The organism is Escherichia albertii NBRC 107761 = DSM 17582, assembly GCF_000759775.1.
GTDB lineage: Bacteria > Pseudomonadota > Gammaproteobacteria > Enterobacterales > Enterobacteriaceae > Escherichia > Escherichia albertii.
On record NZ_BBMY01000149.1, the window covers coordinates 1 to 10828 of the forward strand.

General features: G+C 51.9%; 11 protein-coding genes. 4 read left to right on the top strand and 7 right to left on the bottom strand.

Features of this window, described 5'->3' with window-relative positions:
* Positions 1–38: 38 nt before the first annotated feature.
* The 5 genes from ubiA to malK all read right to left on the bottom strand — a co-directional run bounded on the left by ubiA (position 39) and on the right by malK (position 5187).
* Positions 39–911 (bottom strand): 4-hydroxybenzoate octaprenyltransferase, encoded by an 873-nt coding sequence (gene ubiA / locus EA14781_RS19905; RefSeq protein WP_000455238.1) that lies wholly within the window; start codon positions 909–911, stop codon positions 39–41.
* Positions 912–923: 12 nt separating this feature from the next.
* Entirely contained in the window at positions 924–1421 is a 498-nt protein-coding gene (gene ubiC / locus EA14781_RS19910; RefSeq protein ID WP_000019225.1) for a chorismate lyase, read from the bottom strand.
* Positions 1422–1599: 178 nt separating this feature from the next.
* Positions 1600–2520 carry a maltose operon protein MalM gene (gene malM, locus EA14781_RS19915; protein WP_002460767.1) on the bottom strand — a complete coding sequence of 307 codons (921 nt, stop codon included), beginning with the start codon at positions 2518–2520 and terminating at the stop codon, positions 1600–1602.
* A gap of 140 nt (positions 2521–2660) precedes the next feature.
* On the bottom strand, positions 2661–4001 hold the full coding sequence (gene lamB / locus EA14781_RS19920) for a maltoporin LamB (protein ID WP_000973639.1): 1341 nt from the start codon (positions 3999–4001) through the stop codon (positions 2661–2663).
* A gap of 70 nt (positions 4002–4071) precedes the next feature.
* Positions 4072–5187, bottom strand: coding sequence for a maltose/maltodextrin ABC transporter ATP-binding protein MalK (malK, locus tag EA14781_RS19925; protein ID WP_000179161.1), 1116 nt, complete (start codon positions 5185–5187; stop codon positions 4072–4074).
* 364 nt (positions 5188–5551) lie between these two features.
* Here malK and malE point away from each other — a divergent pair, with 364 nt between their 5' ends.
* From malE to malG, 3 genes are all read left to right on the top strand, one after another.
* Positions 5552–6742, top strand: coding sequence for a maltose/maltodextrin ABC transporter substrate-binding protein MalE (gene malE / locus EA14781_RS19935; protein ID WP_024164690.1), 1191 nt, complete (start codon positions 5552–5554; stop codon positions 6740–6742).
* 428 nt (positions 6743–7170) lie between these two features.
* Entirely contained in the window at positions 7171–8715 is a 1545-nt protein-coding gene (gene malF / locus EA14781_RS19940; protein ID WP_002460773.1) for a maltose ABC transporter permease MalF, read from the top strand.
* 14 nt (positions 8716–8729) lie between these two features.
* A complete protein-coding gene (gene malG / locus EA14781_RS19945; RefSeq protein WP_001252074.1) occupies positions 8730–9620 on the top strand; it encodes a maltose ABC transporter permease MalG in 891 nt (296 codons plus the stop codon).
* 93 nt (positions 9621–9713) lie between these two features.
* On the opposite strand, the gene psiE is transcribed toward malG, so the two are convergent.
* A complete protein-coding gene (psiE, locus tag EA14781_RS19950; RefSeq protein ID WP_000202961.1) occupies positions 9714–10124 on the bottom strand; it encodes a phosphate-starvation-inducible protein PsiE in 411 nt (136 codons plus the stop codon).
* Between the two features lie 278 nt (positions 10125–10402).
* Here psiE and EA14781_RS24500 point away from each other — a divergent pair, with 278 nt between their 5' ends.
* Complete coding sequence (locus EA14781_RS24500; protein ID WP_025237891.1) at positions 10403–10681, top strand: hypothetical protein; 279 nt, start codon at positions 10403–10405, stop codon at positions 10679–10681.
* On the opposite strand, the gene EA14781_RS25515 is transcribed toward EA14781_RS24500, so the two are convergent.
* On the bottom strand, positions 10563–10828 hold a 266-nt coding region (locus tag EA14781_RS25515), incomplete at its 5' end, for a hypothetical protein (protein WP_148934798.1). The two genes, EA14781_RS24500 and EA14781_RS25515, sit on opposite strands and share 119 nt — an antisense overlap.

Here is a 10828-nt window from a genome sequence, read left to right on the forward strand (position 1 = left end):
ACAAAAAAGCCGGAGGCTCCTCCGGCTTTTTCACATCATCAGAAATGCCAGTAACTCATCGCCAGCCCTAAAAACAACACCAGGCCCACATAGTTATTATTCATAAACGCTTTAAAGCAGGCTTCACGCTCGCGGTTGGCAATCAGTTTTTGTTGATAAACAAACAACGCGCCAGCCACCAGTATTGACCCATAATATCCCCAGCCCAGGCCATTTAACTCACCGATTATCGCCATCAGCGCCAGTACGCCAATCTGCAAAATACCAATAATCAATTTGTCGTATTGACCAAACAGGATCGCCGTAGACTTAATACCAATCTTCACGTCGTCGTCCCGGTCAACCATCGCATACTGCGTGTCGTAGGCCACCGCCCAGAAAATATTGGCAAGGAACATCAACCAGCAACTTAGCGGTACTGATTCACTAACGGCAGCAAAAGCCATTGGAATCGACCAACCAAACGCCGCGCCCAGCACCACTTGCGGTAAATGGGTGTAACGCTTCATAAACGGGTAAACCCACGCCAGCGCTAGCGCGGCAATCGACAACAAAATAGTCATCGTATTCAGCGTCAGCACCAGTAAGAATGAAATCAGCACCAGCACCACAAACAACGTGCGCGCCTCTTTCTCCGAGACCTCGCCGCTGGGAAGTGGTCGGTTTGCCGTGCGCTTAACATGACCATCAAACTTACGGTCAGCATAATCATTCACCACACATCCGGCGGCGCGCATCAACCAGACGCCAGCAACAAACACCGCCAGAATCCAGAGTTGGGGGACGCCTGGCGTCGCCACCCACAGCGCCCACAAAGTTGGCCAGAGCAGCAGTAACGCGCCAATTGGCTTATCCGTACGCATTAAGCGGTGAAATGCCAGCAGCTTATTCTGCGTCAGACTCCACTCCATATTTTTTTCCTCTTAGTACAACGGTGATGCCGGTAAAAACAGTTCAGTCAGCAATAGCGGCTTACCGCTTAATCGCAGGCGGGAACGGCGCCCCCACAATCCGGCATCACGGCCTATCTCAATAAAGTCCCGAGTCAATGTCGATGAAGTAAACAGATAACGGCCTAACGGCGTTTTCCCCAGATTGCGCAACGCCAGCTCGGGACCGCTTAACGTTGACGCAGGAACGACAGTACGCCCGGCAAGCCAGGGTTCTTCATCGGCACATAACAAAATTTCACGTAACCAGTAACGAGACTCTTTCGGCAACAGCGGTAATTCTTCAGGGATTTCATTCTGGTCGACAAACCCTTCGCGGATCATCGTCACGCTCACCGTTTTTCCCTGCTGTTCAAAACGTTTCGTCATGGAATCTTCCAGTAACAGCCAGTCGAGTTGTTGTGGGTCCAGGTCAGGGATCTCTTCAAAGTAGCGCAGCGCACGCAATTGCGTTAACGCAGGGTGTGACATGCCGAACTCTCCGTTACATAACGTAAAGGCATTGTATCGCAGAAAAACGTTTACGGGAGGAGTAAAGCAAATTAAGTGATCTAATGCGCAACAAAAACGCAACAATGGCACAGGAGAAGAAAAAAAGGTGCGCCAAGAGACGCACCAGTTGTTGCAAAATCAGCACTGTGGAGCGTAATTACCCCTTGCCTTTTACACTGCTGATAAAGGTGGAACGGGCAGATGTCGATCCCAGACGTTCGGCTTCATCAAGCAGCTTTAACGCCTTATCAACATCCCCCTTCGCGACAGCATTTTTGATCGCAGTATTAAAATAACTTTCCGTATCGTTGAGCATTGGTTCGCTTTTCTTCGCCGGTGCCGGAGCTGGTGCAGCCACAGCAGGTGCCGCCGTGTTACCTACCGTAACCGGAGCTGGAGCGGAAGAACCAAATAACGGCCCTACCAGTACGCTGGAACTGGAATTGTTTTTCACTTTCAGTTTCAGCAAACCATCAGTGGTGTGACGGGCAATCGGGTCTGGAATATCCGGCACCGAGTTACCGACGCCTTTGGCATACGCTTTTGCCGGGTCAAGCAATTGGGTCGTCTGTTGAAGATCTTTTTCGGTGGTAAAGACCAGTACATAGAGTTTCTGTTGCCCCAGCGCCGGAGTCAGACGCATTACCCCTTCCAGACGGTCAGCGCTTATTACTCCAGGTTCCTGATAGGTAAAGTAACTACCAGGGAAATAAGCCGATGGCGTCATGTTCTGATCAAGAATTAACACATTCGGCGCAAATACGCTGGTTTGCTTGTTAACTTCGCTGGTCAGCGTCAGCGTTAACTCACCGATATTCGCAGGCACACTGTATGCCGCGACCGGGCCACGGATGCCAGGGACGTTCAGTTGTTGTCCATCGGTTGCCAGATGAGTGGTCTGGGTTTTGGATTGATCGACCGGTGTCCAGGTTAATTGTTGCAGCGCGGCGGAAGGAATAGCGGGCGCGTCGCTAGTATTTTGCGGTACATAGTTGACGTCGGCGAGGCTGATTCCAGGCGCGCTCGCCAATAGCCCTGCGGATAAACAGAGGGCGATGAGACGTTTATTCATTTTCATTGTTTTCACCTCAAAATCTGGAGCTCAGCGGTAGCCAGGCAATAGCGCGCTTAACCCGATAATCAGAGGGGCTTACGCCCCTTAAACCTGTTTTTATGCCGGATGCGGCGTGAACGCCTTATCCGGTCAACGCTTTGCTATTACCACCAGATTTCCATCTGGGCGCCGAAGGTCCACTCGTCGCTGTCGCCACGACCGAAGCTACCACCATTGAAATCAGCCGAAACGGCCTTGCCATAGTACGGGTTGTTTGTGGAGTTACCCGTGTAGTCATAACCCCATTTCTCATCCCACTTGGCATAGGTTGCAAAGACACGAATAGCCGGACGTGACCAAATGCTGTCGCCCGCCTGCCATTGTTGTGCGAGGGTGATTTTGTACTGATTGTTCTTGTCGCCAGTGCGCTGGGATTCGACATTGTCGTAACCCACTTCCAGCAAGGTACTCATGATAGGCGTCCACTTGTACATCGGGCGAATACCGACGGTCCACCACTTGGTGCCGTTATCGTTATCCCAGTTGATGTCCTGGTACATACCGACGTACATCATGTCCCAGTTATCGCCCATGGAGATCGCACCATGGTCGAGGATACGCAACATGTGACCGTTGTTGTTGATATTGTAAGCAAAGTGTTCATTATCAAACGCAACGCCAGAGCCCTGCGACAGACCTTTACCCTGTGAGGTCATCGAGTCAGTAGCGTACTGAACAACAAACTTGTTAAAGCCCTTCAGGACGCTCTGAGTATGCTCGGCAGTGAATAACCAACCGTCTTTCGATGCACCATCAACCAGACGATAGTTATCACGCAGGTTGGCACGACCGTAGTCGACGCCCAGCTCTAATGTGCCGCCCGGGTTAATTTCCATCTGCGCCAAACGCACGTCGAAGACATCGTTCGCAGTTTCGTTGGTATAGTCATAAATATTGTTGCTGGCGAAAGAGGAAGAACCACCAGCTTCAGAGGAGCGGGTTGCTGCCAGAGACAGCTTACCGAAGCCAACATCGATGTTTTCCAGACCGGCGCCAGGACCAGAAATATCCCAGTAGTAGAAGTCGATCATATGAACGTCATGACGTTGGTAGAAACGCTTACCCGCCCAGATAGTGGAACCAGGCAGCCATTCAATCAGGTTTTTACCCTGCACGTTCGCTTCACGGAAGGCTGGATCGGTGGCTTCCCAGTCATTCTGTTGCGCTACGGAATAGGCCACATTAGTGTCGAAATAGAAGCTCTTGTCGCCCTCTTTCCACACTTCCTGGCCCAATTTTAATTCAGCATAAGTTTCACATTCGTTGCCAAGACGGTATTTACTTTGAGCGCCAGTGGTCTGGAAACACTGTTGTTCACCGCCTCTCCCTGTCCAGCCGATACCGGAACGCGCGTAACCGTGGAAATCCACAGCCATTGCCTGAGCAGACATTACGCCCGCTGCGACGGCAACCGCCAGAGGAAGTTTGCGCAGAGTAATCATCATTCTATCTCCTGAGTCATTGCTTTTCTTTTTCACATCACCTGTCACAGGTTTTGTGTCTTTTGTAGGGTGCTTAAACGCCCGGCTCCTGATGCAGTCGACGACATGCAGTGCCATCCTCACGGAACAGATGGCAACGCTCTGGCGGCAGGCCGATAGCGAATGTGGCACCTTCTTCTACCAACACCACGTCAGACTGGCGGTACACCAGGTTTTGACGAATGGAAGGGATCTGGATATGGATTTGCGTTTCGTTGCCAAGCTGCTCGACCACCTGAACTTCACCCTCAAGGATGACGTCAGCGATATCGCTTGGCAGTAGATGTTCCGGGCGAATACCCAGCGACATGTTGGCCCCGACCTGAACGTCGCGGCTTTCAACCGGTAGCCAGACTTGCTGGCGATTTGGCATCGGCAACTCAACCTGAACTTGATCAATGGCAGTGGCGGTCACTTTTACCGGCAGGAAGTTCATCTTTGGTGAACCGATAAATCCGGCGACAAAACGGTCTGCGGGATAGTGGTACAGCTCGAGCGGTTTCCCAACCTGCGCCACGCGACCGGCGTCCAGCACCACGATTTTGTCGGCCAGCGTCATTGCTTCGACCTGATCGTGGGTGACGTAAATCATCGTGCGGCCCAGCCGTTTATGCAGACGAGAGATTTCAATACGCATCTGCACGCGCAGCGCAGCATCGAGATTAGAGAGCGGTTCATCGAGCAAAAACACGCTGGGCTCAGCCACCAGCGTACGACCAATCGCCACACGCTGACGCTGACCACCGGAGAGCGCTTTCGGTTTACGATCCAGCAAATGCGCCAGTTGCAGCACTTCCGCCACCTGGTTAACGCGTTGGTTAATTACCTCTTTTTTCGCGCCAGCCAGTTTCAGACCAAACGACATGTTTTCTGCTACAGACAGGTGGGGATAGAGCGCGTAAGACTGAAACACCATACCGACGCCGCGTTCTGCCGGCGGAGTATCGTTCATTCGTTTGTCGCCGATATACAGGTCGCCGCTGGTAATCGTCTCAAGCCCGGCAATCATGCGTAGTAAAGTCGATTTACCGCAGCCGGACGGACCGACAAACACCACGAACTCGCCTTCGTGGATGTCGAGATTGATATCTTTCGATATCACCACCTCGCCCCAGGCTTTCGTTACATTTTGCAGCTGTACGCTCGCCATGCCCTTCTCCCTTCGTTACAACCTGTCATCGACAGCAACATTCATGATGGGCTGACTATGCGTCATAAGAAGATGGCTTGAATCCTCCGCCCCCAGGCTTTTTTATGGGGGAGGAGGCGGGAGGATGAGAACGCGGCGTCTGCAAGCTAAGTCGAGACAAAGTAAGGAATTTCGTGATGTTGCTTGCAAAAATCGTGGCGATTTTATGTGCGCATCCCCACATTACCGCCAATTCTGTAACAGAGATCACATAAAGCAACGGTGGGGCGTAGGGGCAAGGAGGATGGAAAGAGGTTGCCGTATAAAGAAACTGGAGTCCGTTTAGGTGTTTTCACAAGCACTTCACCAACAAGGACCATAGATGATGAAAATAACAACAAGTGCACGCATCCTCGCATTATCCGCATTAACGACGATGATGTTTTCCACCTCAGCTCTCGCCAAAATCGAAGAAGGTAAACTGGTTATCTGGATTAACGGCGATAAAGGCTATAACGGCCTCGCTGAAGTGGGTAAGAAATTCGAGAAAGATACCGGAATTAAAGTCACCATCGAGCACCCGGATAAACTGGAAGAAAAATTCCCTCAGGTTGCAGCAACTGGCGATGGTCCTGACATCATCTTCTGGGCGCACGACCGCTTTGGCGGCTATGCGCAGTCTGGCCTGCTGGCTGAAATCACCCCGGATAAATCATTCCAGGACAAGCTGTATCCGTTCACCTGGGATGCCGTACGTTACAACGGCAAGCTGATTGCTTACCCAATTGCTGTTGAAGCGTTATCGCTGATTTATAACAAAGATCTGCTGCCGAACCCGCCAAAAACCTGGGAAGAGATCCCGGCACTGGATAAAGAACTGAAAGCGAAAGGTAAGAGCACGCTGATGTTCAACCTGCAAGAACCGTACTTCACCTGGCCGCTGATTGCCGCTGACGGGGGTTATGCGTTCAAGTATGAAAACGGCAAGTACGACATTAAAGACGTTGGCGTGGATAACGCTGGCGCGAAAGCAGGTCTGACCTTCCTGGTTGATCTGATTAAAAACAAACACATGAACGCGGACACCGATTACTCCATCGCAGAAGCAGCCTTTAACAAAGGCGAAACAGCGATGACCATCAACGGCCCGTGGGCATGGTCCAACATCGACACCAGCAAAGTGAACTACGGCGTGACGCTGCTACCGACCTTCAAAGGGCACCCTTCTAAACCGTTCGTTGGCGTGCTGAGCGCGGGTATTAACGCCGCCAGTCCGAACAAAGAGCTGGCGAAAGAGTTCCTCGAAAACTATCTGTTGACTGACGAGGGACTGGAAGCCGTCAATAAAGACAAACCGCTGGGTGCAGTGGCGCTGAAGTCCTATCAGGATGAGCTGGCAAAAGATCCTCGCATCGCCGCCACCATGGATAACGCCCAGAAAGGTGAAATCATGCCAAACATCCCACAGATGTCCGCCTTCTGGTATGCCGTTCGTACCGCAGTAATCAACGCCGCCAGCGGTCGTCAGACTGTCGATGCCGCCCTGAAAGATGCACAGACTCGTATCACCAGGTAATGCGATGAAATGCCGGATGCGGCGTGAACGCCTTATCCGGCCTACAAAACCGAAACGTATGTAGGCCTGATAAGACGCGTCAGTGTCGCATCAGGCCGTTGTTGCCGGATGCGGCGTGAACGCCTTGTCCAGCCTACAAAACCGGAATGTATGTAGGCCTGATAAGACGCGTCAGCGTCGCATCAGGCCGTTGTTGTCGGATGCGGTGTGAACGCCTTATCCGGCCTACAAAACCGAAACGTATGTAGGCCTGATAAGACGCGTCAGTGTCGCATCAGGCCGTTGTTGCCGGATGCGGCGTGAACGCCTTATCCGGCCTACGAAATCGAAACGTATGTAGGCCTGATAAGGCGCGCCAGCGTCGCATCAGGCAGTTGTTGTCGGATGCGGTGTCACCGTTTATCCGTCCTGGAATGAGGAAAAACCCCATGGATGTCATTAAAAAGAAACATTGGTGGCAAAGCGACGCGCTGAAATGGTCAGTGTTAGGTCTGCTCGGCCTGCTGGTGGGTTACCTTGTAGTTTTAATGTACGCACAAGGGGAGTACCTGTTCGCTATTACCACGCTGATTTTGAGCTCTGCGGGACTGTATATTTTCGCCAATCGTAAAGCCTACGCCTGGCGCTATGTTTATCCAGGAATGGCCGGGATGGGGCTATTCGTCCTCTTCCCTCTGGTTTGTACCATCGCCATTGCCTTTACCAACTACAGCAGCACCAACCAACTGACTTTTGAACGCGCCCAGGAAGTGTTGTTAGATAGATCCTGGCAAGCGGGCAAAACCTATAACTTCGGTCTTTATCCGGCAGGTAATGAGTGGCAACTGGCACTCACCGACGGCGAAAGCGGCAAGAATTATCTCTCAGACGCTTTTAAATTTGGCGGCGAGCACAAACTGCAACTGAAAGAAAGCGCCACCCTGCCTGAAGGCGAGCGCGCGAATCTGCGCGTGATAACCCAGAATCGTCAGGCGCTGAGCGACATTACCGCCATTCTGCCGGATGGCAACAAAGTGATTATGAGTTCCCTGCGCCAGTTCTCTGGTACACAACCACTCTATATCCTCGGCGAGGATGGTACGCTGACCAATAACCAGAGCGGCGTGAAATATCGCCCGAATAACCAAATTGGTTTTTACCAGTCTATTACCGCCGACGGTCACTGGGGTGATGAAAAGCTAAGCCCGGGCTACACCGTAACCACCGGCTGGAAAAACTTTACCCGAGTCTTTACCGACGAAGGCATTCAGAAACCGTTCCTCGCCATTTTCGTCTGGACCGTAGTGTTTTCGCTGATCACCGTCTTTTTAACGGTGGCGGTCGGCATGGTTCTGGCCTGTCTGGTGCAGTGGGAAGCGTTACGCGGCAAAGCGGTCTATCGCGTCCTGCTGATTCTGCCCTATGCCGTGCCATCGTTTATTTCCATTTTGATTTTCAAGGGATTGTTCAATCAGAGCTTCGGTGAAATCAACATGATGTTGAGCACGCTGTTTGGCGTAAAACCCGCCTGGTTCAGCGATCCAACCACTGCACGGACGATGCTGATTATCGTCAACACCTGGCTGGGTTATCCGTACATGATGATCCTCTGCATGGGCTTGCTGAAAGCGATTCCTGACGATCTGTATGAAGCCTCAGCGATGGATGGCGCAGGTCCCTTGCAGAACTTCTTTAAGATTACACTGCCGCTGCTGATTAAGCCGCTGACGCCGCTGATGATCGCCAGCTTCGCCTTTAACTTTAACAACTTCGTACTGATTCAACTGTTGACCAACGGCGGCCCGGATCGTCTTGGCACGACCACGCCAGCCGGTTATACCGACCTGCTCGTTAACTACACCTACCGTATCGCGTTTGAAGGCGGCGGTGGTCAGGATTTCGGTCTGGCGGCGGCGATTGCCACACTGATCTTCTTACTGGTGGGTGCGCTGGCGATAGTGAACCTGAAAGCCACGCGAATGAAGTTTGATTAAGGGAGATAACGAAAATGGCAATGGTACAACCGAAATCGCAAAAAGCACGTTTAATTATCACTCACCTGCTACTACTGCTTTTCATCGCGGCGATTATGTTCCCGCTGCTGATGGTCGTCGCCATCTCGCTGCGTCAGGGGAACTTCGCGACCGGTAGTCTGATCCCGGAGCAAATCTCCTGGGATCACTGGAAACTGGCGTTAGGTTTTAGCGTTGAACAGGCTGATGGTCGCATTACGCCACCGCCGTTTCCGGTACTGCTGTGGCTGTGGAACTCGGTGAAGGTGGCAGGGATTTCCGCAATTGGTATTGTGGCGCTCTCCACCACCTGCGCTTACGCCTTCGCCCGTATGCGCTTCCCTGGCAAAGCGACATTACTGAAGGGGATGCTGATTTTCCAGATGTTCCCGGCGGTGCTCTCACTGGTGGCGTTGTATGCGTTGTTTGACCGTCTGGGTGAGTACATTCCCTTCATCGGTCTGAATACGCATGGCGGCGTTATCTTCGCTTACCTGGGCGGAATTGCGCTGCACGTCTGGACGATTAAAGGTTATTTCGAAACTATCGACGGCTCGCTGGAAGAAGCGGCGGCGCTGGATGGTGCGACACAGTGGCAGGCCTTCCGCCTTGTCCTGTTGCCGCTGTCAGTACCGATTCTGGCGGTTGTGTTCATCCTGTCGTTTATCGCTGCCATTACTGAAGTTCCGGTCGCGTCGCTATTACTGCGTGACGTGAACAGCTACACCCTGGCCGTGGGTATGCAGCAATACCTCAACCCGCAAAACTACCTGTGGGGCGACTTTGCCGCCGCTGCCGTGATGTCTGCCTTACCAATCACCATCGTCTTCTTGCTGGCTCAGCGTTGGCTGGTCAACGGCCTGACGGCAGGTGGTGTGAAAGGTTAAAGATGTTGTTCTGTCAATGTTATGCCGCTGCACCCTCAACTTACGTTATCCCAACTTGTGACTGTTATTCGGCGCTCTTCGGAGCGCCTTTTTTTACTCCCGCTTCAGCCGTTTCGAATTACACAGCCACAGGGTGATCACCAGCAGCAGGATCGCCGCCGAGTAGATCAACACATCCAGTGGAGATTTATGATCGACGATGATCAAGCGCACAATGGCAGTGATCCCGATATAGACAAAGTAACGTAAGGGAAAATGAAAACCGGACTGAAAGTACTTCACAATCAGTGCGATAAATTCGAAATAGAGAAAGTAAACCACCAGCCCTTCCACCAGCTCATATTTGCTGGCCTGTTCTGGCGCGAATAACACATCAGCCAGATGCACCGTTTCTTTGCCGAGGAAGACGATCAAAATCAGGCCGAGACACAACAGGCCAAGATTAAGTACGGATTGCAAAATAGTGGAGATAAACTCCACGCGAGGACGAGTGAGCGACGTCATAGCAGCAACTCCTTCTCAGTGGCGAGCTTCCTGTATAACGCAAAAATGTGACGGGGATCTATATTTTTTGTGTATGTTTTGTTCAACCTGGATTCAGTGGGCATCTCCCAACCAACACCGGATACGGCGTGAACGCCTTATCCGTCCTACCCGTAGGCCGGATAAGCCGCGTCTGGCGGCGCATCCTGCACCATAGACTGTACTGCAAAAATCACCCATACGGGTGATTCCCAGCCACCAGTAATGCGCGAAAAATCGACCATGTTCCTCTGGAACAAATGAAACGCAACCTGATAAAGGTGGTAAAAATGAAGCCTTATTTTGCTGCTTTGTTGTTATCAGTCTCTGTTCTTCCTGCTTTTGCTGGTCCACTCGGTACTGCTGATAAAGCCGATCTTCCGCAAAGCAATGTCTCCAGCCCAATGATGGCCCAGTCGCTCAGGCAACCAGACCTGCAACCGATATCGACGGACAGGAAAACAGAATGTTTTCGCCTTTACACGCCAGATCGCAAACCGGGGGTAAACTGCATTCCTGATGGCTCAACAGGCCATTAAGAATAAAGGTGTCAGTGGTTACACATACTGGCACCTTTTCCATGACTTCACAGAAATTAACGCGACGGTCATGGGGCACGCCATACAACTGGAACTCCCGCCCCGATACACCAAACATCATGTCGAAATAACCGCCGTAAATCTGGG

Coding starts and splice junctions, on each gene's coding strand:
- ubiA (WP_000455238.1), bottom strand. CDS start 911: ATGGAGTGGAGTCTGACGCAGAATAAGCTGCTGGCATTTCACCGCTTA.
- ubiC (WP_000019225.1), bottom strand. CDS start 1,421: ATGTCACACCCTGCGTTAACGCAATTGCGTGCGCTGCGCTACTTTGAA.
- malM (WP_002460767.1), bottom strand. CDS start 2,520: ATGAAAATGAATAAACGTCTCATCGCCCTCTGTTTATCCGCAGGGCTA.
- lamB (WP_000973639.1), bottom strand. CDS start 4,001: ATGATGATTACTCTGCGCAAACTTCCTCTGGCGGTTGCCGTCGCAGCG.
- malK (WP_000179161.1), bottom strand. CDS start 5,187: ATGGCGAGCGTACAGCTGCAAAATGTAACGAAAGCCTGGGGCGAGGTG.
- malE (WP_024164690.1), top strand. CDS start 5,552: ATGAAAATAACAACAAGTGCACGCATCCTCGCATTATCCGCATTAACG.
- malF (WP_002460773.1), top strand. CDS start 7,171: ATGGATGTCATTAAAAAGAAACATTGGTGGCAAAGCGACGCGCTGAAA.
- malG (WP_001252074.1), top strand. CDS start 8,730: ATGGCAATGGTACAACCGAAATCGCAAAAAGCACGTTTAATTATCACT.
- psiE (WP_000202961.1), bottom strand. CDS start 10,124: ATGACGTCGCTCACTCGTCCTCGCGTGGAGTTTATCTCCACTATTTTG.
- EA14781_RS24500 (WP_025237891.1), top strand. CDS start 10,403: ATGAAACGCAACCTGATAAAGGTGGTAAAAATGAAGCCTTATTTTGCT.